At 71.1% G+C, this 26,721-nt stretch carries 26 protein-coding genes; 9 read left to right on the top strand and 17 right to left on the bottom strand.

The window, feature by feature from the left end; genetic code table 11:
• Positions 1 to 11: 11 nt before the first annotated feature.
• The 15 genes from ABGB01_RS21620 to ABGB01_RS21550 all read right to left on the bottom strand — a co-directional run bounded on the left by ABGB01_RS21620 (position 12) and on the right by ABGB01_RS21550 (position 14,868).
• The gene (locus tag ABGB01_RS21620) at positions 12 to 506 is read right to left on the bottom strand and encodes a peptide deformylase (protein ID WP_347775353.1); all 495 of its coding nucleotides are present in this window, start codon (positions 504 to 506) and stop codon (positions 12 to 14) included.
• Between the two features lie 29 nt (positions 507 to 535).
• A complete protein-coding gene (locus ABGB01_RS21615; RefSeq protein WP_347775352.1) occupies positions 536 to 1,048 on the bottom strand; it encodes an ACT domain-containing protein in 513 nt (170 codons plus the stop codon).
• Between the two features lie 80 nt (positions 1,049 to 1,128).
• Entirely contained in the window at positions 1,129 to 2,445 is a 1,317-nt protein-coding gene (locus tag ABGB01_RS21610; protein ID WP_347775351.1) for an NAD(P)/FAD-dependent oxidoreductase, read from the bottom strand.
• A 93-nt stretch (positions 2,446 to 2,538) separates the two neighbouring features.
• The gene (locus tag ABGB01_RS21605) at positions 2,539 to 3,333 is read right to left on the bottom strand and encodes a uracil-DNA glycosylase (RefSeq protein WP_347775350.1); all 795 of its coding nucleotides are present in this window, start codon (positions 3,331 to 3,333) and stop codon (positions 2,539 to 2,541) included.
• A gap of 18 nt (positions 3,334 to 3,351) precedes the next feature.
• Complete coding sequence (locus ABGB01_RS21600; RefSeq protein ID WP_347775349.1) at positions 3,352 to 4,257, bottom strand: hypothetical protein; 906 nt, start codon at positions 4,255 to 4,257, stop codon at positions 3,352 to 3,354.
• Positions 4,254 to 4,580: a PadR family transcriptional regulator gene (locus tag ABGB01_RS21595; RefSeq protein ID WP_347775348.1), complete on the bottom strand. Its 327-nt coding sequence runs from the start codon at positions 4,578 to 4,580 to the stop codon at positions 4,254 to 4,256. The genes ABGB01_RS21600 and ABGB01_RS21595 overlap by 4 nt, the downstream gene beginning before the upstream one ends.
• Positions 4,581 to 4,668: 88 nt before the next feature.
• Entirely contained in the window at positions 4,669 to 5,853 is a 1,185-nt protein-coding gene (locus tag ABGB01_RS21590) for a hypothetical protein (protein ID WP_347775347.1), read from the bottom strand.
• Between the two features lie 174 nt (positions 5,854 to 6,027).
• Positions 6,028 to 6,972 (bottom strand): Ppx/GppA phosphatase family protein, encoded by a 945-nt coding sequence (locus ABGB01_RS21585; RefSeq protein ID WP_347775346.1) that lies wholly within the window; start codon positions 6,970 to 6,972, stop codon positions 6,028 to 6,030.
• Positions 6,963 to 7,451 carry a DUF501 domain-containing protein gene (locus ABGB01_RS21580; RefSeq protein ID WP_347775345.1) on the bottom strand — a complete coding sequence of 163 codons (489 nt, stop codon included), beginning with the start codon at positions 7,449 to 7,451 and terminating at the stop codon, positions 6,963 to 6,965. Before ABGB01_RS21580 ends, ABGB01_RS21585 begins: the two co-directional genes overlap by 10 nt.
• Positions 7,441 to 7,857 carry a septum formation initiator family protein gene (locus ABGB01_RS21575; protein WP_347624118.1) on the bottom strand — a complete coding sequence of 139 codons (417 nt, stop codon included), beginning with the start codon at positions 7,855 to 7,857 and terminating at the stop codon, positions 7,441 to 7,443. Before ABGB01_RS21575 ends, ABGB01_RS21580 begins: the two co-directional genes overlap by 11 nt.
• 93 nt (positions 7,858 to 7,950) lie before the next feature.
• Entirely contained in the window at positions 7,951 to 9,228 is a 1,278-nt protein-coding gene (eno, locus tag ABGB01_RS21570) for a phosphopyruvate hydratase (RefSeq protein WP_347775344.1), read from the bottom strand.
• Between the two features lie 57 nt (positions 9,229 to 9,285).
• Positions 9,286 to 10,215: a MazG family protein gene (locus ABGB01_RS21565; RefSeq protein ID WP_347775343.1), complete on the bottom strand. Its 930-nt coding sequence runs from the start codon at positions 10,213 to 10,215 to the stop codon at positions 9,286 to 9,288.
• A 4-nt stretch (positions 10,216 to 10,219) separates the two neighbouring features.
• Positions 10,220 to 10,843: a hypothetical protein gene (locus ABGB01_RS21560; RefSeq protein ID WP_347775342.1), complete on the bottom strand. Its 624-nt coding sequence runs from the start codon at positions 10,841 to 10,843 to the stop codon at positions 10,220 to 10,222.
• A gap of 29 nt (positions 10,844 to 10,872) precedes the next feature.
• Positions 10,873 to 14,397, bottom strand: a complete 3,525-nt coding sequence (gene mfd, locus ABGB01_RS21555; protein WP_347775341.1) for a transcription-repair coupling factor — start codon at positions 14,395 to 14,397, stop codon at positions 10,873 to 10,875.
• Positions 14,398 to 14,490: 93 nt separating this feature from the next.
• Entirely contained in the window at positions 14,491 to 14,868 is a 378-nt protein-coding gene (locus tag ABGB01_RS21550) for a signal peptidase I (RefSeq protein WP_347775340.1), read from the bottom strand.
• Positions 14,869 to 14,930: 62 nt separating this feature from the next.
• Here ABGB01_RS21550 and ABGB01_RS21545 point away from each other — a divergent pair, with 62 nt between their 5' ends.
• The 3 genes from ABGB01_RS21545 to ABGB01_RS21535 all read left to right on the top strand — a co-directional run bounded on the left by ABGB01_RS21545 (position 14,931) and on the right by ABGB01_RS21535 (position 17,994).
• Entirely contained in the window at positions 14,931 to 15,650 is a 720-nt protein-coding gene (locus tag ABGB01_RS21545) for a methyltransferase type 12 (RefSeq protein WP_347775339.1), read from the top strand.
• 70 nt (positions 15,651 to 15,720) lie between these two features.
• Positions 15,721 to 16,935, top strand: a complete 1,215-nt coding sequence (gene cysC / locus ABGB01_RS21540; RefSeq protein ID WP_347775338.1) for an adenylyl-sulfate kinase — start codon at positions 15,721 to 15,723, stop codon at positions 16,933 to 16,935.
• A gap of 180 nt (positions 16,936 to 17,115) precedes the next feature.
• A complete protein-coding gene (locus ABGB01_RS21535; RefSeq protein WP_347775337.1) occupies positions 17,116 to 17,994 on the top strand; it encodes a sulfite exporter TauE/SafE family protein in 879 nt (292 codons plus the stop codon).
• On the opposite strand, the gene ABGB01_RS21530 is transcribed toward ABGB01_RS21535, so the two are convergent.
• Positions 17,991 to 19,040, bottom strand: a complete 1,050-nt coding sequence (locus tag ABGB01_RS21530) for a hypothetical protein (protein ID WP_347775336.1) — start codon at positions 19,038 to 19,040, stop codon at positions 17,991 to 17,993. The two genes, ABGB01_RS21535 and ABGB01_RS21530, sit on opposite strands and share 4 nt — an antisense overlap.
• Before the next feature lie 342 nt (positions 19,041 to 19,382).
• On the opposite strand from ABGB01_RS21530, the gene ABGB01_RS21525 reads away from it, so the two are divergent.
• Genes ABGB01_RS21525 through ABGB01_RS21500 form a run of 6 tightly spaced genes read left to right on the top strand, consistent with a single transcriptional unit; the run spans position 19,383 to position 25,860 of the window.
• Positions 19,383 to 20,702 (top strand): Wzz/FepE/Etk N-terminal domain-containing protein, encoded by a 1,320-nt coding sequence (locus ABGB01_RS21525; protein ID WP_347775335.1) that lies wholly within the window; start codon positions 19,383 to 19,385, stop codon positions 20,700 to 20,702.
• Complete coding sequence (locus tag ABGB01_RS21520; protein WP_347775334.1) at positions 20,699 to 21,964, top strand: hypothetical protein; 1,266 nt, start codon at positions 20,699 to 20,701, stop codon at positions 21,962 to 21,964. Before ABGB01_RS21525 ends, ABGB01_RS21520 begins: the two co-directional genes overlap by 4 nt.
• Complete coding sequence (locus ABGB01_RS21515; RefSeq protein ID WP_347775333.1) at positions 21,961 to 22,857, top strand: hypothetical protein; 897 nt, start codon at positions 21,961 to 21,963, stop codon at positions 22,855 to 22,857. Before ABGB01_RS21520 ends, ABGB01_RS21515 begins: the two co-directional genes overlap by 4 nt.
• Positions 22,854 to 23,708 (top strand): sulfotransferase domain-containing protein, encoded by an 855-nt coding sequence (locus tag ABGB01_RS21510; RefSeq protein ID WP_347775332.1) that lies wholly within the window; start codon positions 22,854 to 22,856, stop codon positions 23,706 to 23,708. The genes ABGB01_RS21515 and ABGB01_RS21510 overlap by 4 nt, the downstream gene beginning before the upstream one ends.
• Entirely contained in the window at positions 23,705 to 24,967 is a 1,263-nt protein-coding gene (locus ABGB01_RS21505; RefSeq protein WP_347775331.1) for a polysaccharide biosynthesis C-terminal domain-containing protein, read from the top strand. The genes ABGB01_RS21510 and ABGB01_RS21505 overlap by 4 nt, the downstream gene beginning before the upstream one ends.
• Positions 24,964 to 25,860, top strand: coding sequence for a sulfotransferase (locus ABGB01_RS21500; protein ID WP_347775330.1), 897 nt, complete (start codon positions 24,964 to 24,966; stop codon positions 25,858 to 25,860). Before ABGB01_RS21505 ends, ABGB01_RS21500 begins: the two co-directional genes overlap by 4 nt.
• Before the next feature lie 6 nt (positions 25,861 to 25,866).
• Here ABGB01_RS21500 and ABGB01_RS21495 read toward each other — a convergent pair whose 3' ends face one another.
• Positions 25,867 to 26,709: a WecB/TagA/CpsF family glycosyltransferase gene (locus tag ABGB01_RS21495; protein WP_347775329.1), complete on the bottom strand. Its 843-nt coding sequence runs from the start codon at positions 26,707 to 26,709 to the stop codon at positions 25,867 to 25,869.
• Positions 26,710 to 26,721 lie beyond the last annotated feature (12 nt).

Genomic DNA, 26,721 nt, shown 5'->3' with positions numbered 1-26,721 from the left:
ACAACTTCGTATCAGGCGTCACAACTGTGATGACTGCGGTGAAGTGATAGTGCTCCCACCACTCTGTCCAAGAAGAGTAGACCGTCCAGATGGTCCAGTTGGTGCTGAATGCAACGGGCTTCCACGGCATCCGCCTCGATGGTGACCGGCTCGCCCGTGCCTGGCAAATGCCCATGTACGGTGATGCGCGTCGCACGACGTACGTCGGCGGTGAGCCCGGGGACGGACACGCACCCCTCCCGCAGGCGGTTCCAGCGGGCGGCCGTCGCGAGCCGTGGGTTGGCCATGACGACCTCTCCGGCGCACGACCGACTCCTGGGGTGGCGCCCGGCGTCAAAGGCGATCAGCCGCCAGCTCAGGCCGATCTGGGGGGCTGCCAGGCCGGTCGTGGAGGGCTCGTGGCGCAGGGTGGCCAGCAGATCGGCGGCGGCGGCCACGACCTCGGGGTCGGTCGGGTCCACCGGCTCGGCGGCGGTGGACAGCAGCGGGTGCGGGGCGTCGATCACCTCGCGGAGCCTTCCGTCCGCCGGCCGGGTCACAACAGATCCGGTTCGACGGGTCGAAACGTTATCTCGGAGTCGAGTCCGGCGCCGACCGCGGCGAGCCTGCGCATGAGCGCCGCGACGTCCACATCCTTCGGCAGCTCGACGTCGGCGATCAGCACGTAGAGCCGCCCGGTGAGCCGGGTGCTCATGCCGGTGATGTTGCCTCCGTCGGCCGCGAGCACGGCGCTGATGGCGGAGATGATGCCGGGCCTGTCGGGGCCGTGGACGGTCAGCACGTAGCCGAGGCCGCCGCCGTCGTCGCAGAAGTGGCGGCGTGCCTCGATCGCCGAGGCGGTCACCACGAGGTCGGGCGCGCACAGGCGCTTGCTCAGCTCGGCCGCGTCCACCTCGCCCGACACGAGCAGCATCATCGCCACGTGGCCGCCGAGCAGCGTCATGGTCGAGTCCTGGATGTTCGCCCCGCAGTCGGCGAGCGAACCGGTGACTGCGGCGATCACGCCGGGCCGGTCCACTCCGAGCACGGTCACCGCTGAGAGCCCCACCCGTGGTTCCCCCTTCCGCTCATGCGACCAGGGGCGCCGCACGCCCCGGCGAGGCTCACCGGGGCGCTGCCGTTCCCGGGCTAGCGGCGAGTCGTCGCCACCGCGGCCCTGAAGCCCTCTCGCGGGTGCTCCATCTCACCCAGCGAGATCGTCTCCCGTTTGAAGAACAGGGCCAGGGTCCAGTCGACGACGACGCGGACCTTGCGGTTCAGCGTCGGCACCCGCGACAGATGGTAAGTGCGGTGCATGAACCATGCAGGGAATCCGCGAAGCTTGACGCCGTAGACGTTCGCGACGCCCTGGTGCAGGCCCAGCCCCGCGACCGATCCGACGTACTTGTGGCGATATTCCGCCAGGTGCTGCCCGCGCAGATACCGCACGATGTTGTCGGCCAGCACCTTGGCCTGGCGCACGGCGTGCTGGGCGTTCGGCGCGCAGTATTGACCGGGGTTGGTCACGTCGGGCACCCCGGCCGCGTCGCCGGCCGCGAACGCGCCTTCCGTGCCCGCGACGGTCAGCATGGCCGTGGCCTTGATCCGGCCGCGCTCGTCGAGCGGCAGGTCGCTGTCGTTGACCACCGTGCTCGGCTTGACGCCCGCCGTCCACACGAGGGTCTCGGCGTCGAACTCCGAGCCGTCGGAGAGCACCACGTGGCCGCCCTCGCACGACTCCAGGCGGGTCTCGAGCCGGACGTCGATGCCGCGCTCGCGCAGCTGCTCCAGGGTCCACTTGCCCATCTCGGGGCCGACCTCGGGCAGCACCCGGTCGGTGGCCTCGACGAGCACCCAGCGCAGGTCCGACGGCTTGATGTTGCGGTAGTAGCGCGTCGAGTGCTTGGCCATGTCCTCCAGCTCGGCCAGCGCCTCCACGCCCGCGAAGCCCGCGCCGACCACGACGAACGTGAGCGCCCTGCGCCGCACCTCGGGGTCGTCGGCCGACTCGGCCACATCGAGCAGGTGCAGCACGCGGTTGCGCAGCGCGATGGCCTCGCCCACGGTCTTGAACCCGATGCCGATGTCGGTCAGCCCGGGGATGGGCAGCGTGCGGGAGATCGACCCGGCGGCCATGACGATCACGTCGTAGGCCACCTGCCGCGGCTCGCCCTCGGCGGGCTGGAAGGTCGCGGTGCGCTCGGCGTGGTCGACCTTGGTGACCGTGCCGTTGAGGATGTGCGCCTTCGGCAGCACGCGGCGCAGCGGCGCGACCATGTGCCGGGGGGAAAGGTTGCCGGCCGCCGCCTCGGGGAGGAACGGCTGGTAGGTCATGTAGGACTGCGGATCGATGATCGTGATGCGCGCCTCGCCGCTGCGCAGCTCACGATGGAGTTTGCGCTGCAGCCTGAGCGCTGTGTAGAGGCCGACGTATCCTCCGCCGACGATGAGAATGTGCTGGTTCATCCTGTCCACATCCCTTGGGGAGTGCTTGTGAAAGCATTCACAAGCCTACGCCAAGGGTGTCCGACGAATCCATTCCTGGCATGGTGCGACGCGTCACACAGCCAGCGACCTGGCACGGGCGAAGAGTTCGTCCAGCATCTGGGCGGTGACGCGGCCGGTGAACGTGTTCTGCTGGCTCGGGTGGTAGCAGCCGAGCAGCGTGACGGGCGCGCCGTCGTACGCGATCTCGACCTCCGCGCCGTGCCCGAACGGCGGCCTGCTGCGCGGCAGCGCGTAGCCCGCGTCCTTGAGCGCCGGCCACACCGCCTGCCAGGCGTAGCCGCCGAGCGCCACCACCACCCGCACGTCCCGCGCGACCAGCGCCAGCTCCCGCGCCATCCACGGGAAGCACGCGCTCTTCTCCGCCGGCGTCGGCTTGTTCGCCGGCGGCGCGCAGCGCACCGGCGCCACCACCCGCGCGCCGATGAGCCGCTGCCCGTCGCCCGCGTGCGTGCTCGTCTCCTGCGCGGCCAGGCCGGTGCGGTACAGCGAGGCGAACAGCCAGTCGCCGCTGCGGTCGCCGGTGAAGATCCGGCCGGTCCTGTTGCCGCCGTGGGCGGCCGGCGCGAGGCCCGCGATCAGGATCCGCGGATGCTCGTCACCCCAGCCGGGGACGGGACGGCCCCAGTACGTCTCGTCCGCGAACGCGCGCCGGCGCACCCTGGCGACCTCTTCGCGCCACTCCACCAGGCGGGGGCAGGCCCGGCAGACGGACTGCCTGGCCGTGAGCTCCGCGAGGGTGTCGCTGGCGGCGGCCAGGCGGCGCACGTCCGCGGGGTCGAGCGCGACGGGGGTGTCAGGGGTCGCCGGGTCGCCCGGCCATCCGGTGCCGGGAGGTACGAAGCTCATGACATCGATGGTGCCCGATCAGCGCGTGGCCTTGGGACTCGGCGTCGCCGTGGGCGTCGGCTCCGGATCGGCGGCCGTCGGGGTTGCGCTCGGCGCCGGCTCCGCACAGGAGGGCGACGGCGACGGCGAGCCGGCGCGGGAGAAGTCCGGCCTGGTCAGCGGCAGCGGGTAGCGGTTGAGTATCGGCTCGCCGCACGACCGGTCGACCGTGTAGCCGTACTGCTCGGGGTCGGTGGTGAGCGGGTTGCCGTCCTGGTCGTAGAGATAGACGTCGGTCAGCGGGGTGCCGTCCTTGGCGTACGGCTTGATGTTGTAGACGCCGTCGGACGACGCGTTGCGCACCCACGCGGGCTCGGCCATGTAGACCGACTCCGGGGCGGGCGAGCGCGGCGCGTCGACGATCGCGGCGAACAACGCCAGCCCGGCCACCGCGTTGGCGGCCACCGCGAGCAGCACGACCAGCCGGCCCCTGCGCCTCCTGCCGAACCACACCGAGGCGAGGACGCAGGCCACCGCCACGGCCCAGTCGGCGGCGCTCGCCGGAGCGAGCGTGCTGTCGCCGGCCATCGACACCAGGACCATGGCCAGCACGTAGCCGCGCAGCACCCACCACCCCGGCCGCAGCTCCGGCAGAAAGCCCACAAGGCTCCTGTAGGGCGTGTAGCCCATGAGGAAGGCATGCGCCCTCAGCGCCTGCTCCCGCGGGCCTCGCCGGCGCCTACGCCGGCGCTCGGGACGCTCTCCGTAGGCGGCGGCCAGCTCCTCGGCGTAGGCGGCGGGCGGCCCCAGCCGGTCTTCCAGCGGCAGACCGGACTCCGCCGCGATCTCGGCCAGATGGTCGTCGAGATCGTCGAGCAGCTCCTCCCGCTCCGGGTGATCGGCCAGAGCATCGCGTACGGCCTGCGCGTATTCTTCCGGAGTCATTCTTGGCCCTCCTTGAGCAGGGATGCCATGGTCTTCGCGAAGGAGGACCAGGTCTTCGCCGAGGCGGCGTACATGCTCAGGCCGACCTCGTTGAGCCCGTAATACTTGCGGTGCGGGCCCTCGTCGGACGCCATCACATATGAGGTCAGCGCACCGGCCTTGAACAGGCGGCGCAGCGTCCCGTAGACCGAGGCGTCGCCCACCTCGTGGAGACCCGCCTCCCTGAGCCTGCGCACGATGTCGTAGCCGTAGCCGTCGCGCTCTTTGAGCACGGCCAGCACGGCCAGGTCGAGCACGCCTTTGAGCAGCTGGCTGCTATCCACGCCATGAACACTACTGTGCAAAGCGCAATAGCGGCAACAAGAAACCGGGTGGCGCCAGGAGGCACCACCCGGTTCTTCGTTCAGTCGCTCACTTGGACGGCATGTCCGTGGCCGGGGCCGAAGGCACCGGCGACGGCGAAGCGGCCGGAAGCGGCGCGTCCGGCGCGCAGGGCGCGTAGCTGCTCGTGGAGGAGTCGCTGTTGTCGGGGCCCGTGATCGACAGCGTCACGTTGCCACCCTTCGCGTTCCTGCCCGTCAGCTTGTCCGAGACGAACCTGACACTCTCGGAGCCGCCGTGACGGCCGAACGTGGCCACACCGCTGGACACGGTCGCACCGTTGAGCGTCCAGCTCCACTTCACCCGGGCGGCGCCGGTCGAGCGGATGGTGCCGGAGGCGCTCAGCGAGCACGCGGCCGTGGTCGAGACCGAGCTGGACGCGCTCACCTTGGCGTGGTGGTCGGGCACGTGCACCGGAGGCTTGTCCTTGCACCAGACCTTGTAGTAGGCGCGGTTGGAGGAGGTGGCGTCCGGACGGAGCACCTGCAGCTGCGCCCAGCCACGCTGGCTGTGACGCGGAGCGAAGCTGAAGCCGACCTTGCGCGCGTCGTGGACCTTGACCTTGCCGTAGTCGACGACGTCACCGTTGAGGACCCAGCGGTAACGCACCCACGTCGGGCGGTCGGTCTTGATGACGCCGGCGACGCCGATCCTGTCACCGGGGGTGCAGGAGCCGACGTACCTGCTGGGGTGGACCCAGGCACGCGCCGACACCGACCGGTCGAGGTGCGTGCGCACCTCCTTCAGCTTCTCCTCCTTCTCACAGGAGACGGAGAAGTAGCCCTTCTTCGAGGTGACCTTCTTCGGGCCGAGGACCTGGACGGCCTCCCAGCCCTTCTTGACGTCGTCCTTGAAGGTGATGGACTGCCGGACGGTGACCGTCTTGGTGCCCTTGCCCTTGAGCGTGACCGTCTTGACCTTGCTCTTGGACCCGTCGCCGTGCAGCCATCGGTAGGCCAGCTTCGTCTTGCCCTTGACAGGAACCTTGACCTGGGCCGAGAACTTGATCTTGACCGGGCAGGAACCTTCGTAATTGCGGGTGGAGGCCTTGGGCCGGGCGACCGTGACCTTGGAACCCGCCTTCGCCTTGGCAGCGGCGGCCGTGGCTGCGGTCGCCGCCTGCGCGGGGCTGGAGACCAGACCCGCGGCCAAGGCGGCCAGCACCGCGGCCGACGCACCGATCGCCGCCGCCTTACGTGCTAACCCAACAGACATCATGTGAGAGTGCTCCATTCCTTGAGGGAAGAGGCGCGCTCGGGAACGGTCGCCACGCCGGCACCTTCCGTGCACAGCGATATGGCAAAGCCCCCGTATGCACCTTTACTCAAGCACAATACTGATCGCGCCCTCAACATGAGGCATAGACCAGAAATGTCCGGATTTCTTCAGCTATCCGGATATAGACCACGCAATACCGTCAAGGATGTCATGCTCGCTAACAACGACCTGCGGAAATGCGAAACGGCGTACGATCCGGTCGAGAATAAGCGCCCCCGCGCCAATGACATCCACGCGCCCCGGATGCATGACCGGAACCGCGGCACGATCACCATGCGTCATCGCGAGCAACCGCCGCGTCACGTCGTGCACCTGCTCGGCGGAGATCCGCGCATGGTGGATGCGGGCCGGGTCGTAGGCGGGCAGATCGAGCGCCATGCCCGCCACCGTCGTCACCGAGCCCGCCAGGCCCACGAGCGTGTGCGCCCGGCGCACCGGCACCGCCGACTCGACCCGGTCGAGCGCCGCCTCGATGTCGGCCACCACGGCCTCCAGAGCGGGCGCCGCGGGCGGGTCGCCGGCACGCAGATGCCGCTCGGTGAGGCGTACGCAGCCGATGTCCACCGACAGCGCCGCCTCGGCGTGCTCGGAGCCGACCACGAACTCCGTGGACCCGCCGCCGATGTCGACCACCAGGTAAGGGGGCAGCGGCCCCTGCGGCACCTCGGTCTCGGGCGACAACCTGACCAGGCCCCTGGTCGCGCCCGTGAACGACAGCTCGGCCTCCTCGTCGCCCGTCACGACCTCCGGCTCCACCCCGAAGATCTCGTGCACGCCGGCCACGAACTCCTGCCGGTTGTCCGCGTCTCTGGTGGCGCTCGTGGCCACCACCCGGGTCGCGGTCGCGCCGTGCCTGTCGATCAGCTCGCGGTAGGCGCGCATCGCCTTGAACGTACGCTCCAGCGCGTCGGGGGCCAGCCTGCCGGTGCGGTCGACGCCCTGCCCCAGGCGGACGATCTCCATCCGCCGCTCGACGTCGTCCAGCACGTCGTCGCCGGTGTCGGCGATGAGCAGGCGTACGGAATTGGTGCCGCAGTCGACGGCGGCTACACGCATGGTCCGTCACTCCACCATTCGGGGAGGGCGTCGAGCGCCTCCCTGCCGATCGGATTGCCGCCGGGCACCGCCAGCTCGTGAGCGACGAGCGCGTGCAGGCACTTGACCCGCAGCGGCATGCCGCCCGTGCTCTGCATGTCGCGCGGCAACGGCTCCAGACCCTGCTCACGCGCGGCCTGGTCGCGCCTGGCGACGTAGTCGTCGTGCGCGGCCTGGTAGGCGCGCGCCAATTCGGGCTCGGTGGCCAGCCTCGCCTGCATCTCGCGCATCAGGCCGGAGCCCTCCAGCGTGCCGATGGCCGAGACCGCCTTCGGGCAGGTCAGGTAGTAGAGAGTCGGGAACGGCGAGCCGTCGGGCAACCGCGGCGCGGTCTCCACCACGTCGGGGTTGCCGCACGGGCAGCGGTGCGCCACCTCGCGCAGCCCTCTGGGCGGCCGCCCGAGCTGCCGGTGCACGACCTCGGCGTCCTTACCGTCCAACACTCTCCTTCCCGGTGACCGCCCGGCGCCCGGTGCCCTTGTCGGCGGCCTCGACGGACTCCCAGAGCGTTTGGTACCACGGCGGCACCGCGGCGGGCTGCTTCACTTCCGCCTGCTCCTTGCCCCGGTGGGGCGCCATCACGACATAACACTTCTCGCCAGGGCCGCAGTAGTGCAGCCGCTCCTTGGCGGTCTTCTTGATCCAGTTGGGATCGTTGCTCTGCCGGTCGCGGGCCAGCAGGGCCTGCTTCTCCGCCTCGACCCTGGCCTTCTCCTCGCGCAGCTCCGAGATGCTACGGCGCAGGCTGATGTATTCGCGGACCGGGTAGGCCAGGCTCATCGCGATCGCGCACACCACGACGGCCAGGATGGCCGCCCGCCCGGTCAGCTGCGGTCTCTTCGCCATGTGCTGCACCCCCTGCTCGTCGCCTCACCTCGGGAGGCGGCTCTGTCGCCGTGAGGAGCCGCCGCCCGGGCTTCGGTGCTTCCCCGCTCGAAACTAGCGCCGGAAACGCGGGAAAGCCGCGCGACCCGCGTAACGGGCGGCGTCGTCCAGAAGCTCCTCGATGCGCAGCAGCTGGTTGTATTTCGCGACCCGGTCGGAACGGGCAGGTGCGCCGGTCTTGATCTGGCCGCAGTTGACCGCCACCGCGAGGTCGGCGATCGTCGTGTCCTCCGTCTCGCCTGAACGGTGGCTCATCATGCAGCGGTAGCCGCTGCGGTGGGCCAGGTCGACCGCGTCGAGCGTCTCCGACAGCGTGCCGATCTGGTTGACCTTGACCAGCAGCGCGTTGGCCGTGCCCTCCTTGATGCCGCGCTCCAGCCGCTCCGGGTTGGTGACGAACAGGTCGTCGCCGACGAGCTGCACCTTGTCGCCGAGCGCGTCGGTGATGGCCTTCCAGCCCGCCCAGTCCTCCTCGTCGAGCGGGTCCTCGATCGAGACGAGCGGGTAGTTGGCGACAAGATCGGCGTAGAACTCGATGAGCTCCTGCGCCGACAGGCCCTTGCCGTCGATCGTGTAGACGCCGTCCTTGTGGAACTCGGAGGCGGCCACGTCGAGCGCCAGCGCGACGTCCTCGCCCGGCACGTAGCCGGCCCGCTCGATCGCGACCAGGATCAGGTCGAGCGCGTCGCGGTTGGACGGCAGGTTGGGCGCGAAGCCGCCCTCGTCGCCCAGCCCCGTGGCGTAGCCCTTCTCCTTGAGCACGCCCTTGAGCGCGTGGTAGACCTCGGTGCCCACGCGCACCGCCTCGCGGAACGTCTCCGCGCCGATCGGCGCGATCATGAACTCCTGGATGTCGACGTTGGTGTCGGCGTGGGCTCCGCCGTTGAGGATGTTCATCATCGGGACGGGCAGCACGTGGGCGTTGGGGCCGCCGACATAGCGGAAGAGCGGCAGGTCGGCGCTGTCGGCGGCGGCCTTGGCGACGGCCAGCGACACGCCCAGGATGGCGTTGGCGCCCAGCTTGGCCTTGTTGGGCGTGCGGTCCAGGTCGATCATGATCTGGTCGATGATGCGCTGGTCCTCGGCCTCGACCCCGTTGATCTCCTCGAAGATCTCGTCGGTCACGGCGAGCACGGCCTTCTCGACGCCCTTGCCGCCGTAACGTTTGCCGCCGTCACGCAGCTCGACCGCCTCGAACTGGCCGGTGGACGCCCCGCTCGGCACTGCCGCACGGCCACTGCTGCCGTCGTCGAGCACGACCTCGACCTCGACCGTCGGGTTGCCCCGGGAGTCGAGGATCTCGCGGGCGTATACGACCTCGATGGTAGCCACGGCATGCGCTCCTAAATCGAAAGGCAATATGCCATCAGAGCCTATCGGTACGCCCGCTCAGCTGGACGACTCCCACGTGCGTACCCGGTCCCGGTAGGTGCGGGCGGCGGCCCGCAGCTCGGCCTCGGCGTCGAGCCCGGCCTCCGCGGCCCTGCGCACGAGGTCGAACAGCTCCCTGGCCACTCCCTGGCCGACGGCCGCCGACAGCGACTCCGGCACCCCCGCGCGCTCGGCCCTGCGCAGGAGCTGGGCGGCGAGCGACAACGCCGGCTGGCCCATGGGCACGCCGTCGAGCGCCGACTCGCTGCCCTTGGCCGCCCGCTCCGCCGCCTTGATCGTCTCCCAGTTGTCGTTCACCTCGTCGGCGCTCTCCGCCCGCACCGAGCCGAACACGTGGGGGTGGCGGCGTACGAGCTTGCCGACGATGCCCTCGGCGACGTCGTCCATGTCGAAGCCCTCGGCCACCCGCGCGTGGAAGACCACCTGCAGCAGCAGGTCGCCGAGCTCCTCACGGAGCGCGGGATAGTCGCCCTGCTCGATCGTCTCCAGCACCTCGTAGGCCTCTTCGAGGAGGTACGGCACCAGCGACTCGTGCGTCTGCTTACGGTCCCACGGGCACTCGGTGCGCAGCCGGTCCATCACCGCGACCAGGTCGAGCACCCGCGCCCCCGGCAGGTCGTAGGACCCCGGCACCACCTCGATGAGCGGCGGCTCGTCGAGCCCGATGGCGGCGTTGCCCACCGCCCGCATGAAGGCCTCGTCGTCCTCGGCCAGCCACACCACCGTCTCGGCGACCGCCCTGACGGCCAGCTCCCGCGCGTCGGGCTCGACGACCTCGACCTCGACGCCGGCCTCGGCCAGGTAGGGGAGCTGGGGATGCGCGGCGTTGCCGGTCAGCACCGGACCCGAGCGCAACGCCTGCCAGGCCTGGTGGCTCAGCAGGCCCGGCGCGACCCTGGGCGAGGTGGTGACGACGATCAGCGGCACGGGGCTAGCCCTGCTGCTGCGGCTGCTGCTCGGCGACCTTGCCGAACCTGGGGTTGAGCGTGTCGAAGCGAGGGCTGAAGGTGACCTTCACCGTGCTCAGTTCCTTCTTGAACCGATCCTCCCCGCCCTGGCCGCCGAACTGCTGCCGCAGCTTGATCAGGCCGGCCAGCGCCCGGCCGTATTCGCGGGCGTTCTGGGGCGCGACGGCACCCTGGCCGATCAGCAACTGGAGCTCCGCGGACGGATATTGCGTGCCGTCGGGCCCGAGCGGGCTCTGAATGATCTTGTCGATCTCCGCCTGGCTCACCTGCACGTTGTGGCGCGCCATGAGCTGGCTGTACGCGCTGACCTCGACCATGCGCTGCAGCACGCGCCGGTTGGCCGGCGCGCCGCTCTCCTGCTCCAGCACCTCTTCCAGGCTCCTGCCGGCCAGCGCGGCCTCCAGCTGCGGGGGCAGCTTGGCGTTCCGCAGGGCGGCGACGTAGGCCCTTGTCTCCTCGTTCAGCTGGCTCGCGGAGATGCGCTCGTTGCCCACCACGGCAGCGGCGCCGGCCTGCATGGGCGAGGAGCAGGCGGTCAATGCCATGCCCGCCGCCGCGGCGGCCACAGCCACTCGTATCGACTTCACGTACGTCCCTTTCCGACCGTAAATCGCCGCTAGCTTACCCGTGCGGGCTCGAGGAACATCGCCTCGACCAGATCGCCACACCATTTGAGCAGGTCGAGATCGCGCAGCGGCTGCCCTCCCAGCGGCTTGGTCTTGGGAACCGGGACCAGCAGAGTCTCCGCCGCCTGCTTGTATATCGCCTTCTTGTAGAGCCGGTCGAGCCGGACCTGCTGCGACTCCCGCAGCCGCACCGGGCCGAACTTGATGTTCTGGCCCTGCAGCGTGACGTCCGTCAGCCCGGCCGAGCGCGCCTTGATGCGGAATCTGGCCACCTCCAGGAGGTTCTCGACCTCCATCGGCGGCCGGCCGTAGCGGTCGGTGAGCTCGTCGCGCACCTCGTCGATGTCGGCGGGCGAGGCGATGGCCGCGATCCGTTTGTACGCCTCCAGGCGCAGCCGCTCGGAGGTGACGTAGTCGTGCGGGATGTGGGCGTTGATCGGCAGCTCGACCTTGACGTCGTGCTGCTCCTCCGGCGCCTCGGCGCCCGACAGCTTGGCCTTCTGCTCCTGCACGGCCTCGGCCATCAGGCGTACGTAGAGGTCGAACCCGACGCCCGCGATGAACCCGGACTGCTCGGCGCCGAGCACGTTGCCGGCGCCGCGGATCTCGAGGTCCTTCATCGCGACGTACATGCCCGCGCCCATCTCGGTGTGCTGCGAGATCGTGGCGAGCCGCTCGTGCGCGGTCTCGGTCAGCGGCTTCTCCGGGGGATAGAGGAAGTAGGCGTAGCCGCGCTCCCTGCCTCGCCCGACCCGCCCTCTGAGCTGGTGGAGCTGCGACAGGCCGTAGTTGTCGGCCCTGTCGACGATGAGCGTGTTGGCGTTGGGCACGTCGAGCCCGGACTCCACGATCGTGGTGGAGACGAGCAGGTCGTATTCGCGCTCCCAGAAGCCGACCATGATCTTCTCGAGCTGGTGCTCGTTCATCTGCCCGTGGGCCACCGCGACGCGCGCCTCGGGCACCAGCTCGCGCAGCCGCGCGGCGACCCGATTGATCGAGGCGACCCGGTTGTGCACGAAGAAGATCTGGCCGTCGCGCATCAGCTCGCGCCTGATCGCCGCCCCGATCTGCTTCTCTTCGTACGGCCCCACGAACGTGAGGATCGGGTGCCGCTCCTCCGGCGGCGTGAGGATCGTCGACATCTCGCGGATGCCGGTCAGCCCCATCTCCAGCGTACGCGGGATCGGCGTGGCCGACATGGCCAGCACGTCGACCTGCGTGCGGAGGTGTTTCATCGCCTCCTTGTGCTCGACGCCGAACCGCTGCTCCTCGTCGATGATGATGAGCCCGAGGTCCTTGAACCTGACCTCGGGGCTGAGCAGCCGGTGCGTGCCGATCACCACGTCGACCGCGCCGGACCTGAGCCCTTCGAGGGTGCCCTTGACCTCACCGTCGGTCTGGAAGCGCGAGACGGCCCTGATCGCGACGGGGAAGCTGGAGAACCGCTCGGCGAACGTCGACATGTGCTGCTGCACCAGCAGCGTCGTCGGCACCAGCACCGCGACCTGCTTGCCGTCCTGCACCGCCTTGAACACCGCCCGCACCGCGATCTCGGTCTTGCCGTAGCCGACGTCGCCGCAGATCAGCCGGTCCATCGGGACGCCGCGCTCCATGTCGCGCTTGACCTCGTCGATGGCCTCCAGCTGGTCGCCGGTCTCGGCGTAGGGGAAGGCGTCCTCCATCTCCCGCTGCCACGGCGTGTCCGACCCGAAGGCGTGCCCCGGCGAGGCCATGCGGGCGGAATAGAGCCTGATCAGCTCGCCGGCGATCTCCTTGACCGCCTTCTTCGCCCGCGACTTGGCCTTGGCCCAGTCGGCGCCGCCCATGCGGTTGAGCGTGGGAGCCTCGCCGCCGACATAGCGGGTGACCTCGTCGAGCTGGTCGGTGGGCACGTAGAGGCGGTCGCCCTTGGCATATTCGATGACCAGATATTCGCGGGTGGCTCCCTGGACCGTGCGCTGCACCATCTCGACGTAGCGGCCCACGCCGTGCTGCTCGTGCACCACGTGGTCGCCGACCTTGAGCTGCAGCGGATCGACCATGTTGCGGCGCCGCGACGGCAGCCGCCGCATGTCCTTGGTGGACGCCTTCTGCCCGACCAGGTCGAGATGGGTGAGCACGGCCAGGCCCGGCGTGATGAAGCCGTGCTCGATCAGGCCCGTCGTGACGTGCACGACCTTGGGCTCGGGGGGCTGGTCGATGAACTCCCGCAGCCGCGCGGGCACGTCGACGCCCTTGAGCAACTCCACCATGCGCTCGGCGGGGCCGTGGCCCTCGCTGAGCAGCACGACCGCCTTGCCGTCGGCCAGCCAGCCCTTGATGTCGGCCAGCGCCCTGGTCGTGTCGCCGCGGTAGGCCTCGGAGTCGTGCGCGTCCAGCTCGACGCCGGCGCCGAACGGCGCCATCGTCCACCAGGGCTGCCCCAGCACGTCGGCGTGGGTGCGGATCTCCTCCAGCGAGCGGAACGCCGCCGCCCCCAGGTCGATGGGCGCCTCGCCGCCGGCCGCCGCGTTGATCCACGAGGCCTCCAGGAACTCCTGCGAGGTGCGTACGAGCTCCTCCGCCCTGCTCCTGATGCGCTCGGGGTCGCACACGAACACCGCCGACCTGGCCGGCAGGTGGTCGAGCAGGAGGTCCATCTCCCCGGCCAGCACGGGCGCGAACGCCTCCATGCCCTCCACCGGCGTGCCGTCGGCGAGCTGGTCGAGCACCTCGGCCAGCGCAGGGTGCTCGTCGGCCAGCGCGCGGGCCCTCGCACGGGCTTCGCCCGTAAGCAGCAGCTCGCGGCACGGTGGCGCCCAGAGTTCGATAGGCGCGCCTTCGGCACGATACCCGTCCTCGGCCGCCTCGAGCGAGCGCTGGTCGGCCACCTTGAACCAGCGGATCTCCTCGACCGTGTCGCCCCAGAACTCCAGCCGCAGCGGATGTTCCTCGGTCGGCGGGAAGACGTCGAGCAGCCCGCCGCGCACGGCCACCTCGCCCCGCTTCTCCACCATGTCGACCCGGTGGTAGCCGTTGTCGACGAGACTGGTGACCACGTCGTCGAGGTCGGCGTCGTCGCCCGCGCGCAGCCTGATCGGCTCCAGGTCGCCGAGCCCTTTCACGATCGGCTGCAGCAGCGCCCTGATCGGGGCGACGATCACGCTGAGGGGTCCGGCGGCGGTGTCGTCCTTGACCGGGTGGGCCAGCCGCCTGAGCACCGCGAGCCGCTGGCCGACGGTGTCGCTGCGGGGTGAGAGCCGCTCGTGCGGCAGGGTCTCCCATGCCGGGAACACCGCCACCGAGCCGAGCTCCGCGGGATCGATCAGGCTGGTCAGCGCCGCGGCCAGGTCTTCGGCCTCACGCCCGGTCGCGGTGACGGCGAGCACGGTGCGCTGGTCGTGCCCCGCCAGCGCGGCCACGCCGAACGGACGCAGCGCGGACGGCGCGACCAGCGCGACGTCGCCGCCCTCCTCGAGAGCGGCGGTCAGTTTCGGCTCAGCGCGAACAAGGTCAAGCAGTCCGGAAAGACTCATCAGATACGCCCACAGCCCCATTTGCGGCAACACGACTACCCCCGGCCGGGACAGGTCGCGGGGGTTCCTCACCAGGGTACTCGCCGCGCCGGCTCACCCGAGCTTGTAACCGGGCACCGAGGGCCAGCGCACGGTGAGCACGGTCGACGCCGCCTCCGCCCGCCACGAATGGTCGACGCCCTTGCCCCAGACGACGTAGTCGCCGGGCTCGGTCAGCACCACGTCGCGGCCGCGGAACTCGACCACGAAACGCCCGCTGATCAGGACGAGCAGGGCGGTGCGCGTCTCGCCGACGGCCCACGCCGCCCGCCGGTCGCCCGGCGGGTGCACGCCCCACTTGATCTCGACCTCGTCGCTGTGGCGCGGATCGCCCGGGGGCTTGAAATGGCCGAGGAGCCAGCCGGCGTCGCCGGCGCCGTCGACGCCCGCGTTGCCCACGTAGATCCCCGGCTCGGGCACCTCATCGCTCACGGGCCAGGACGCTAGCAGGGAAATACGTCACACATAACGATTGGTTGATTACTGTAGGTGACATGTCTGAGGTGCGAACCGTCGCCCAGCGAGGCGACCTTTTCGGTCAGCGGGTCCGCGAGCACTGCGCGATGCAGCCGCACAGGCGGCTCGACGTGCTGGTCGCCGGCTGCGCGCAGGACGGGCCGCTGGTGCTGGAGCACATCGAGACCAAGGCCACGGGAGCCGACGAGGACCACCCCGTCATCAGGCGGATCCTCGAGGAGCGGGGAGACCTGGCCGCATGGTCACTGGGCGACCTGCGCTGCGTGCCCATGCCGCCCAGGTCCTACGACGTGGTGCAGGTGTCGTTCCTGCTGGAGCGGGTCAGGCACGCCGAGTTGGTCTTCGACCGCCTGCTGCAGTCACTGCGCCCCGGCGGCCTGGTGCTGCTGCGCATGCGCGACCGCGGGTCCGCCTACGGCCTGCTCGACCGGATGACGCCGTCGTGGCTGCGCGGCCTGCTGTGGCGCTCGCTCGTCCCGCCGGGATGGCCGGGGCCGCTGCCGACCGTCTACGAGCCGCTGACGTCGAGCGACGGCCTGCACGCGTTCTGTCTCAGCCGCGGCCTCATGATCACCGACGAGGTGCGCACCATCAGCGGCCCCGCGCGCTCCCGCCGCATCGGCGCCGCGGCCATCACGGCGATCTCCAGGCTGACCAACGACCGCTATCCCGCCTCCCACGACGAGATCACCATGGTGATCAGGAAACCCCAGCACCACTTCGCCCGGCTCATCTAGTGCCACACTGTTTCCACCCGCTAGGATTCTTTCCTACCAATTCAATCGGATTAGTTGGGATGACGAATACGTGGAGTGGACCCCCGACCCGCGCGAGCTGGCCGATCTCGAGCTGCTGCTCTCCGGCGCGTTCGAGCCGCTGACCGGGTTCCTCGGCCACGACGACCTGCACGCCGTGCGTGAGCGCGGCACGCTCGCCGACGGCACGTCGTGGCCCGCTCCCGTCACCCTCCACCTGCCCGCTGACGTCTCGCCCGGCGACGAGGTCACCCTGCTCGATCCCGAAGGCTTGCCGCTGGCCAGGCTGACGGTGAGCGCCCACGAGCCCGACGGGCTGACCTCCGGGCCCGTCCACGGCCTCGGCACGCCCGAGCACGGGCCGTTCGCACGCCTGCGGCGCACGCCGTCCGACGTGCGGGCCGAGCTCGGCGGGCGGCCCACGCTCGCCGTCACCATGCGCGGGCCACTCGACGACCTCTCCGAGATCGTCGCCACCGCGAAAGAGCTCGACGCGGTGATCCTGCTGCTCCCCCTCGCGTACGGCGAGGCGGGACCCGCCGTCGTACGCGCCGCGCTGCGCGCGAGAGACCAGCTGACCGAGGGCACGCTCGTCGTCTCCGTCCCCCTGGCGCCACGCGACGAGCCGGAGATCGATCTGGAGCTGCGCGGGCACGTCGCCACCGCCTACGGCGCGACCGAGCACCTGGCGGGCCCCGACCCCGTGCACATCCCCGGCCCGCCGCACCGGCGCGGCCTCGTGGTCTTCTTCACCGGGCTGTCCGGCTCCGGCAAGTCCACCATCGCCCGCGGCCTGCGCGACGCGCTGCTGGAGCTCGGCACCCGCACTGTGACCTACCTCGACGGCGACGTGGTGCGCCACCTGCTGTCCAAAGGCCTGACCTTCTCGAAGGCCGACCGCGACCTCAACATCCGCCGCATCGGCTTCGTCGCCGCCGAGGCCGCCCGGCACGGCGGTCTGGCCATCTGCGCGCCCATCGCCCCCTACGCGGCGACCCGCGCGGAGGTGCGCGAGACGGTCGAGTCCGTAGGAGCCGACTTCCTGCTCGTACACGTCGCCACGCCGCTGGAGGAGTGCGAGCGCCGCGACCGCAAGGGCCTGTACGCCAAGGCCCGCGCCGGGCTCATCCCCGAGTTCACCGGCATCTCCGACCCGTACGAAGAGCCGGACGACGCCGACCTGACGATCGACACCACGCACATCACGATCGAGGCGGCCGTCTCCCAGGTCCTGGAGACGCTGAGGTCCGGAGGCTGGGTCCGGTGAGCAGGGAGCGAACCCGACGCAGTGAGCGGAGTGGAGGGCCGAGGAACGAGGCACTCCGCGCAGCGAATGAGGAGCCGGTGAGCGACCCATGAGCAGGGAGCGAACCCGACGCAGTGAGCGGAGTGGAGGGCCGAGGAACGAGGCACTCCGCGCAGCGAATGAGGAGCCGGTGAGCGACCGATGAGCACAGATCTGGCGCTGATCGGCGGGTCGTTCCTCGTCGCGATCGTGGTGGGCCTGACCGGCATGGGCGGCGGGGCCCTGATGACGCCCATGATGATGTTGTTCTTCAACGTCCCGCCCCTGGCCGCCGTCTCCAGCGACCTGGTCGCCTCGGCCGTGATGAAGCCGGTCGGCGGCGTGGTGCATCTGCGCACCGGCACGGTCAACCTGCGCCTGGTGGCCTGGTTGTGCGCGGGCTCGGTGCCTGCCGCGTTCTGCGGGGTGTTCCTGGCCCGCGCGTTCGCGGTCACCGACGCGGTCAAATACGCGCTCGGTGTGGCGCTGTTGCTGGCCGTGGCGGGCATGGCGGTCAAGTCGTGGCTCGGCGGGCGGGGTGGATCGTCGAGCACGCATGAGATCGTCGTGCGTCCATTTCCGACCCTACTGGTCGGTACGATAGGCGGGCTGGTCGTCGGCGTCTCGTCCGTCGGCTCGGGATCGCTGATGATCGTGGCCCTGCTCGTGCTCTATCCGGCGCTCAAGGCCAACCAACTCGTCGGCACAGACCTCGTGCAGGCCGTGCCGCTGGTCGTCTCCGCGGCGCTCGGCCACCTGCTGTTCGGGGACTTCCAGGCGGACCTCACGCTGTCGCTGCTCATCGGCTCGATCCCGGGCGTCTATCTCGGCGCCAGGATCTCCTCGCGCGCGCCCGGCGGCCTCATCCGGGCGATGCTGGCGATCGTCCTGCTCGCCTCCGCGCTCAAGCTGCTCGACGTGGACGACCTCGTCACCGTCTGCGCCCTCGCCGCCGCCACCGTGGTCACCGTCGTGGGCTGGCGCCTGCGCGCCAGAACCGAGACTCCCCAGCCGCGGGGCGAGAAGGTCGGCACCCGCTAGGGCCGCGGCACCGGGGTGGCACGGAAGTAGGGGTCGCGGGCGAGCGCGGTGAACGCGCGGTCGGCCGCCTCGTCGGAGTCGAAGCTGGTGTCACCACGCGGCGCCTGCGGCGAGTCGAAGTAGATCAGCGCCTTGATCTGGGGATAACGCTTGATCTGGCGGCGTACGGACTCGAAGAAGGCCCGCTTGAACGACCGGTCGAGCGGCCGCGAGAACGCCCCCCACTCGGCCACCATGACCGGCTTGCCAGGGAAGCGGGCCTGCATCCAGCGGTAGAAGCCCGGCCAGTCGGGATATTCCTTGCGGGTCTTGTTGACCAGGCCCTCGAAGTCGTCGACCCGATGGTCGGCATAGGGGTCCATCGCCACCCAGTCGACCACGTCGTCACCCGGATAGAGGTCCTCGAACCAGGGCTTGGCCGCCCAGTTGGGCGCCCCCATGTACGTCATCACCATGACGGCGTTCTTCACGCCCCGCTCCCGCAGCCGCAGCACGATGTGCCGGAACATCGCCGCGTAGTCGGTGGCCTGCATGCCCGAGCCCGACGAGGCGTCGACGTCGTTCTCCGGCTCGTGGTGCAGGGTGAGGAAGAACCGCTCGGGGAAGGTGCGCCGGAGGTGGCCGGCCAGCCGGTCGATCCTGGCGTCGAGCGCCCCGTCGGCGATCTCGGCCCAGGTGTGGTCGAACGACGGCTTCCAGTTGATCAGCAGCAGCCTCGGCCTGGCCGGGTCGCGGGCCAGCCTGATCTCGGCGTCGGTCGGGAACAACTCGCTGCCCCGGTGGTAGACGTGCAGCACGTCGGCGCCGGCGTCCATGCGCGACTCCGCGCCGCGCAGCGCCTCCTCCACCGGGGCGCCGGTGAAGATCTCGGGCGCGATGCCCCACCAGGCGCCGCACGACGGGATGAGCTTGCTGGTCGCCGTGCACGCGGGCGGGCCCGCGACGTCACGCGCCGGCTTCTCGACCGCGACCGGCGCCCCGGCGTCGGAGTCGGAGTCGGCAACGGTGGAGCAGGCGGCCATCGTCGTGGCCACGGCCAGGATCACGCCGGTGAATGCCGTGTTCGTCGCGTTATGAGAAATGCCCCGTAGCCGCAAAGCCTTCCAACCCCCCTTGTCGAACGACCCTGCCTGTCAAACCTGAACCTTGCCATGACATTCCGCGAACTTCAGCCAGTGTGGAAGTCTCCCCACGTCACCACGGCCACAATTCGCCCGACTTATCCAGGTATTTCGATATATGGAGGGGCTTCTTTGTGGCCGTACCGGAGAAAATCTTGTGTATTCAGCCGAGGTAAAGGCGGGCGGCCCTATAGTGGGCGCACACCCGGCCGGTGACGCAGAGTCGCTGTTCGATGACGACGCGCACATGATCCAGGAGAGCCTCTCATGAGCCTGCCGCCGGACCCCCAGGTCCCCCGCACCGGCGCCCAGCTGGGTGAGCATCTCGCGCCGCTGCGCCGGCGCTGGGCCATCCTCGTCGGCTGCGTCGTCGCCGGCGGCGCCGCGGGGCTCGCGCTGCTGTGGATCACGCCGGCCTCCTACACCGCGACCACGCAGGTGCTCGTCATGCCCGTCGGCACGCAGGAGCCGGGCAACCAGGTGACCAACCGCCAGCGCGAGGCGCTCAACCTCGACACCGAGGCCCAGGTCGCCCAGTCCACCGTGGTCGCCGCGCGGGCCGCCATGGCGCTGCAAGGCGCCGAGCTCGAGGAGGTCGAGGTCTCGGTGCCGCCCAACTCCGCCGTGTTGTGGATCGCGGTGACCGCCGCCGAGCCCGCCGCCGCGGCAGCCCAGTCCCGCGCCTACGCCGAGGCCTACCTCGCCCACCGCCGCCACAACGCGCTGACCGCGATGGCCGAGCAGCAGCGCACGGTCCTCGCCAAGTACAAGCACGTCAACTCCGCGATCGAGCTGGCGATCAAACAGCTGCACACGCTACCCCGCGGCAGCGCCGAGCACGCGATCGCCGCCCAGCGCCAGAACGTCCTCAACCGGCAGGCCGCCAACCTCGCGCTGAAATACGACGAGCTGCGGACCGTCGCGGTGACCCCCGGCGCGATCATCAGCAAGGCCGAGCCCCCGGCCGAGCCCAGCGGCCCCGTCCTGCCGCTCCACCTCGGCACCGGGCTCATGGCCGGGCTGCTCGCCGGTACGGCCGCCGCCCACGCCCGCGACCGGCTCGACACGCGGCTGCGCACAGCCGCCGACATCGAGCGCCTGACCGGCCTGCCCGTTCTCGCCGATCTGTCGAGACCGGGCGAGCACGAGCTGCCCCACGATCTGGCAGGCGCCGTGGTCGCCGCGTGCCCCGGCAACCGGCTCCTGGTCAAGGCGCTGCCCGCGCACCTCTACGTCTCCTCGCCCGCCGAGCCGCTCGCGGTCGGCGCGCCGCTGACGGTGCTCGACGGCTCCGACGTGCGCGACCTGTCCAGGGCGGACGCGGCCCTGCTGCTCGTCGGGCTCCGCCGGGTCACCTCCACCGAGGTCGCGTCCACCGTACGCCGCCTCGCCCGGCACGACGTGCCCGTCATCGGCGCGGTGGCCGCCACCGACGCGGTGCCGTCGTTCGTCCCCTTCATCGAGGCGCGCCCCCACACCTCGCTCGGCAAGCTCGTCGCGACCGGCGAGCTGCAAGTGAGCGTGCCGGCGGAGAGCACGCGCATGCAGGCGCTGCACCGGCCCAGGCGGAGGGGCAAACCAGCGTGAAGGGCCCCGCGTGGCCCATCGCCGCGCTGCTGGTCGGCTATCCGGTCTGGTGGGCGCTCGGGTTCGGCGGCCTGGCGGTGATCGTCGTGGCGGCTCCCATGACGGTGATCCTCTGGCGGCGCAGGCCGATCAGGGTGCCGCGCGGGTTCGGGCTGTGGCTGCTGCTGCTGGCCGGCTATCTGGTGAGCGGGCTGATGCTGGCGGAGATGCCGCCCGGCACCTACGGCGAGCTCGGGCCCGGCAGGATCATCGGCTACGGCATGCGGCTGGCGCTCTACACGGCGATCCTCATCGTGGTGCTCTACCTCGGCAACCTGACCGAGCGCGAGCTGCCGCAACTGCGCCTGGTGCGGATGATGGGCGCGCTCTTCGTCACCACGGTCGCGGGCGGGCTGCTCGGCGTGCTGTTCCCGTCGTTCTCCTTCACCTCGCCGGTGGAGCTGCTCCTGCCCGGCTGGATCGGCGAGAACCCGTTCGTCCAGAACCTCATCCACCCCACCGCCGGCCAGACGCAGAAGGTGCTCGGCTACGCCATGCCCAGGCCCGAGGCGCCCTTCGAATGGGCCAACGCGTGGGGCAGCAACGTGTCGGTGCTGCTGGTCTGGTTCGTGGTCGGCTGGTGGGTGTACGGCGGGCGGCGGCGCAGGGCTCTCGCCGTCGTGCTGATCGCTCTGGCCGCCGTCCCCATCGTGTACTCCCTCAACCGCGGCCTGTGGATCGGTCTCGGCCTGGCCGTGCTCTACCTGATCGTCCGGGTGGGCGGGCGCACGCGGGTCGCGCTCTGCTCAGGCGTGGCCGTGGCGGCGCTGGCGTTCGCGCTCAGCCCGCTCGCCCCACTGTTCGCGCAGCGGCTGGACAGCCCACACTCCAACGACATCAGGGCCTTCACCGTCACCGCGACGCTCGCCGCCGCCACCCACTCGCCGGTCATCGGCTACGGCAACACACGCAACGCGACCGGCAACCACCGCACGATCACCACGGGCAAGACCCAGTGGTGCACGGGCTGCGGGCACCCGCCGCTGGGCAGCGACGGGCAGCTCTGGCTGCTGATCATGACGCAGGGGTTCACCGGGGCGGCGCTCTACGTGGCGTTCTTCGCGGGCGCCATCCGGCGGCACTGGCGTGACCGCAGCCCCATCGGGCTGGCCGGGGTGCTCGTGATGGGGCTCGTGCTGCTCTACATGTTCGTCTACGACGGGCTGGTCACGCCGCTCAGCCTGTACCTCATCTCGTTCGCCATCCTGTGGAGGAACGCATGACCGACGCCGCCGTCCGCCTCGGCTATCTCGCGGAGACCGTGCGGCTGCTGTATCCCGGACCTGGCGCGCCCCGCCCGTACACCGTGCTGCCGCACACGGCCCTGCCGCGCCGGCTCGCGCCGCGCCGCTGGTGGCATGTGGGGTCGCGGGTCGTGGTGCCGGTCGAGGGCTCCATCGCGGCGCACCTGAGCGAGGTCTTCGCCCGGCCGGTCGAGACGGTCCTGCACGTACGTCCCGCGCGGCGGGCCAACCGCAAGCCCGTTCTGGAGGTGCGCTCGGGAGCGCGGCGGCTGGCGTTCGTGAAGATCGGTGACAGCCCGCGTGCCCGCGATTTGGTCGCCGCCGAGGCGGCCGCCCTGCGCCGGCTGGCCGGGATGTCGCTGGACACGGTGGTCGCGCCCAGGGTGCTGCACCACGGCGGCTGGAAAGGGCTCACGGTGCTGGCGCTCGCCCCGCTGCCGGTCAGGCGCGGCCGGGTGAGCGAGCCGCTGCGGGTCGCCGCGATCAAGGAGATCGCGGCCACCGGAGGGCCGTCGCCGGCCTGGCACGGTGACCTCGCGCCCTGGAACATGTGCCCCTCCCCCGACGGGCGGCTGCTCGTGTGGGACTGGGAGCGCTACGAGGTCGGCGTGCCCTACGGGCTCGACGCCGTGCACCACTTCTTCCAGCGGGCCCTGCGCAGGATGAGCCCGCCGGTCGCGGCGCGGGCCTGCCTGGCACAGTCCGTACGCGTGCTCGCGCCCCTGGGGGTGTCGGCGGCGGTGGCGAGGCAGACCGCCCTGCGTTACCTGATCGCGCTGGCCGACAGGCACGCGGCCGACGGCCACGCCCCGCTCGGGCCGCCCGAAACCTGGCTCTGCCCGGTCGTCGACCACGAGGAGCTGCTCACGTGAAGGCCTTCAAGGCGCCGGTGTTGTCGTTGTCCAGGAACACGGGCAGGTTCACGTCGGGCGCTCGGATGGTGCCGTCGTTCCTGATCGCGGGGGCACAGCGGTGCGGCACCACCTCGCTCTACCGTGCCCTGGAACAACACCCGCTGCTGCTCAAGCCGGTGTTGCACAAGGGGGTGCACTACTTCGACGTCGGCTATGAGCGGGGAATGTCCTGGTATCAGGGGCATTTCCCGCTGCGGGCCGGCGCGGCACTGCTCAGCCGCCGGTACGGCGCGCGGGCGCTGGCGTTCGAGTCATCCCCCTACTACCTGTTCCATCCGCTGGCCGGGGAGCGCATCGCGGCCGACCTGCCCGGCGTGAAGCTCATCGTGCTGGTGCGCGACCCGGTGGAGCGGGCCTGTTCCGCGCACGCCCACGAGCTGGCCAGGGGGTTCGAGACGGAGTCGCACTTCGAGCGCGCGGTGGAGCTGGAGGAACGGCGCCTGGCCGGGGCGGAGGAGCTGCTGCGGAACGAGCCCTTCGCGCTCCACCACGCCCATCGCCACCAGGCCTACCTCGCCAGGGGCCGCTACGCCGACCAGCTCGACCGGCTGGAGCCGTTGTTCGGGCGCGAGCGCATCCTGGTGCTCGACAGCCACCTGTTCTTCGCCCGGCCGAAGGCCGTCTATGAGCGGGTGCTGGACTTCCTGGAGGTGCCCCGGCTGGGCTGTCCGGAGTTCGAGCGGCACAACGGCCGGGCGTTGCCGCGCCGGGTGGCGCCCGATCTGGCGCGGGCGCTGCGGGAGCACTTCGCCCCGTACGACGCCCGGCTGGCGCGGTGGCTGGGCGGTGAGCCGTCGTGGCGTCAGTGACCAGCCCAGTGGTCGGCTCGGTGGGGCGGCGTGGGGTCGCCGGGGTCACGGGGGCGGTGTTCAGCGCGCTCGCGCAGTTCGCCCTGGTCGTGGTGGTGACGAGGGCGTTCACGGCGGCGGAGGCGGGGGCGTTCTTCACGGTGACCGCGCTGGCCCTGATGGCGGCCGGGATCGCCAAGCTGGACGCCGGGAACGGGCTGATCTACTTCATCGCCCGCGCCCGAACCTATGAGTATCGCGGCATCACGGGATATATCCGGGCGGCGCTCCTCCCCAGCGTGGTGGCGGCCTGCGCCGCGGGCGCGCTGCTGTACCCGCACCTCGGCCTGCCCGCCGCGGCGATCCCGCTCATCGTGGCGGGCGACGTCCTGCTGGCCGCCACCAGGGGGTTCGGGGCCATGCGGCCCACCGTGGTGCTGGACGGCGTGCTGGTGCCGGGGTGCCAGCTCGCCCTGGTGACCGCCGTGGCGCTGGCCGGGGCGGTGTGGTGGTTGCCGGTCGCGTGGGCGGCGCCGTACGCGCTGCTGCCGGTCCTGGCCGCCACCACGTTGCGGGGACGGGCGCCGCGCATGCCGTACCTCTCGGGCACGGGCCGGGACCTGTGGCGCCACACCGCGCCCCGCTCGGTCGCGGGGGCGATCCAGGCCGTGTTCCAGCGGATGGACATCGTGATCGTCGCCGCGCTCGGCGGGCCCGCGCAGGCCGCCGTCTACACGGCCGCCACCCGGTTCAAGGTGGTCGGGCAGCTCGCCAACCAGGGGCTGGCGCAGGCCGTACAGGCTCGGCTGGTGAGGGCGCTCGCCGAGGGCGAGCAGGCGCGCGCAGGGGAGCTCTACCAGACCGCCACGGTCTGGCTGGTGCTGATGACCTGGCCGGTCTGGCTGGGGTACGCGGCGCTGGCGCCCTGGCTGCTGCACCTGTTCGGCCCTTCCTACGGCCAGGCGGCGCCGGTGGCGCTCGTGCTGGCGGGGACGATGATGGTGGCCACGGCCTGCGGGATGGTCGACGTGGTGCTGACCGCCGCCGGGCACACCGGCGCGAGCCTGCTCAACCTGCTGGCCGCGATCGCCTGCACGGTGACCCTCGACCTGGCCCTGATCCCCTCGCACGGAGCGCTCGGAGCGGTCATCGGCTGGTCGGGCGGCGTCCTGGTGAAGAACCTGCTCCCCCTGTGGCAGCTCCACCGCCGCTACGGCCTGCACCCGTTCGGGCGCCACACCCTGACGGCGCTGCGCCTGCGCACGTGGGCGGCCGCGTGACCCGGGTCCCCGTGCTGGTGACCGGCCTGCCGAGAAGCGGCACGAGCTGGACCGGCAAGATGCTCGCCGCCGGCGGCGAACTCGTCTACGTCAACGAGCCGCTCAACCCGCAACACCCCCCAGGACGCTGCCCGGGAGTGCTCAGGGCCGAGGTGACCCACCGGTTCCAGTACATCTGCGACGACAACGCCGCCACCTGGCTGCCCGCCTTCCGCGACACGGTCGCCCTGCGCTACCGCTGGCTGTCCGAGCTGCGGGCCAACCACTCGCCGTACGACCTGGCCCGCCTCGTCCGTTACGGCACCGCGTTCACGCTCGGCCGGCTGGCCGGCCGGCGGGCGCTGCTGGACGACCCGTTCGCCGTGCTGAGCGCCGGATGGTTCGCCCGCAGCCTGGGGTGCCGGGTGATCGCGCTGGTGCGCGATCCGGTGTCGTTCGTGGCGAGCTGGCAGCGGCTGGGATGGACCGTCCACTTCCAGGAGCTGCTGGAGCAGCCGCTGCTCGTGCGCGACCACCCCGGCCTGCTGGAGCTGCGCGACCTGGCCGGCTCGCAGGACCGCGTCGCCAAGGCCGCCGCGCTGTGGCGGGCGACCCGCTCGATCCTGGCCCGCACGCCGGGCATCCTCATCACGTCGTACGAATCCCTGGCCGCCGACCCGCTCCCCCGCTTCCGCGACCTGTACGACCACGCAGGCCTGCCCTGGACGCCCGCCGCCGAACGCCGCATCCTGCGGGCCTGCACCGGCCCTTCATCGCCTGGGAAGGGGTTCGCCTGGTCAGGCCTGTCACGCACGGCGTACCGGCCCATGGACTCCCGCCAGGCCCTGCGCGACGCGGCCCGCGGCCTCACCCCCGAGGATGTCGCCCGCGTACGAGCCCTCACCGCGACCTAATGGGAGCTACCGGGCGCCGGACCTGACCCGTGCGATGAGCGAGCCGCCCAGCAACCGGGCCGCGAACGGCAGGTCGTCGACCAGGTAGCGGCGCGCCAGCCGGCCGGGCTCGACGGCCAGCCGGAACGCCCATTCCAGCCCGGCCCGCCGCATCCACTCCGGAGCCCTGGCGACCGTCCCCGCGGCGAATCCGATCGCCGCCCCGCACCCGAGAAACCACGTCCCTGGCAGCTCGTGCCGCAGGTCGGCGATGAGCCGGTCCTGTCTCGGGAATCCCAGCCCGGCGAACACGAGCCGCGGCCGTGCGGCGACCACCCTCCGCAGGACGCTCTCCCTGCCCTCGGGGGTCGCGTCGAAGCCGTAGGGCGGACCATGGGCACCGCATACCCGCAGTCGCGGAAAGCGGCCGGTGAGCTCGGTCGCGGCCCTGCGTGCGTCGCCGGGCGGGCCGCCGAGCAGGTAGACGGGCCAGCCGTGACGGGCGGCGCACCGGCTGAGCGACCAGATGAGGTCGGCTCCCGTGACGCGCTGGGGCAGCGGGGTGCCCTGCAGCCTGGCCGCCCACACCAGCGGCATGCCGTCGGCCACGACGAGCTCCGCCGAGCACACCAGGTCGTTCAGCGCGGGATCGGCGACGGCGGCTCTGCAGATGTCGACGTTCGGGGTGACGATCCGGCCGCCCCTTCCCGCCTCCAGCTCGCCTGCCACCCATGCGACCACGTCGTCCTCGGTGAGCGCGTCCACCTCGACCCCGCCCACTCGCACCCGCGCCGCCCGCCGCACTCCCGGGCCGAGGACCTGGGCTCCGGGCACCACGGACGGCACCGGCCCCGCACAGAGCCGTGTCACGGGAACAGGAAG

The organism is Nonomuraea sp. B5E05, assembly GCF_039880665.1.
Classification (GTDB): Bacteria; Actinomycetota; Actinomycetes; order Streptosporangiales; family Streptosporangiaceae; genus Nonomuraea.
This window is presented reverse-complemented; position numbering and strand designations above follow the sequence as displayed.

Coding starts and splice junctions, on each gene's coding strand:
- ABGB01_RS21610 (WP_347775351.1), bottom strand. CDS start 2,445: ATGAACCAGCACATTCTCATCGTCGGCGGAGGATACGTCGGCCTCTAC.
- ABGB01_RS21605 (WP_347775350.1), bottom strand. CDS start 3,333: ATGAGCTTCGTACCTCCCGGCACCGGATGGCCGGGCGACCCGGCGACC.
- ABGB01_RS21600 (WP_347775349.1), bottom strand. CDS start 4,257: ATGACTCCGGAAGAATACGCGCAGGCCGTACGCGATGCTCTGGCCGAT.
- ABGB01_RS21590 (WP_347775347.1), bottom strand. CDS start 5,853: ATGTCTGTTGGGTTAGCACGTAAGGCGGCGGCGATCGGTGCGTCGGCC.
- ABGB01_RS21585 (WP_347775346.1), bottom strand. CDS start 6,972: ATGCGTGTAGCCGCCGTCGACTGCGGCACCAATTCCGTACGCCTGCTC.
- ABGB01_RS21575 (WP_347624118.1), bottom strand. CDS start 7,857: ATGGCGAAGAGACCGCAGCTGACCGGGCGGGCGGCCATCCTGGCCGTC.
- mfd (WP_347775341.1), bottom strand. CDS start 14,397: ATGAGTCTTTCCGGACTGCTTGACCTTGTTCGCGCTGAGCCGAAACTG.
- ABGB01_RS21545 (WP_347775339.1), top strand. CDS start 14,931: ATGTCTGAGGTGCGAACCGTCGCCCAGCGAGGCGACCTTTTCGGTCAG.
- ABGB01_RS21535 (WP_347775337.1), top strand. CDS start 17,116: ATGAGCACAGATCTGGCGCTGATCGGCGGGTCGTTCCTCGTCGCGATC.
- ABGB01_RS21525 (WP_347775335.1), top strand. CDS start 19,383: ATGAGCCTGCCGCCGGACCCCCAGGTCCCCCGCACCGGCGCCCAGCTG.
- ABGB01_RS21515 (WP_347775333.1), top strand. CDS start 21,961: ATGACCGACGCCGCCGTCCGCCTCGGCTATCTCGCGGAGACCGTGCGG.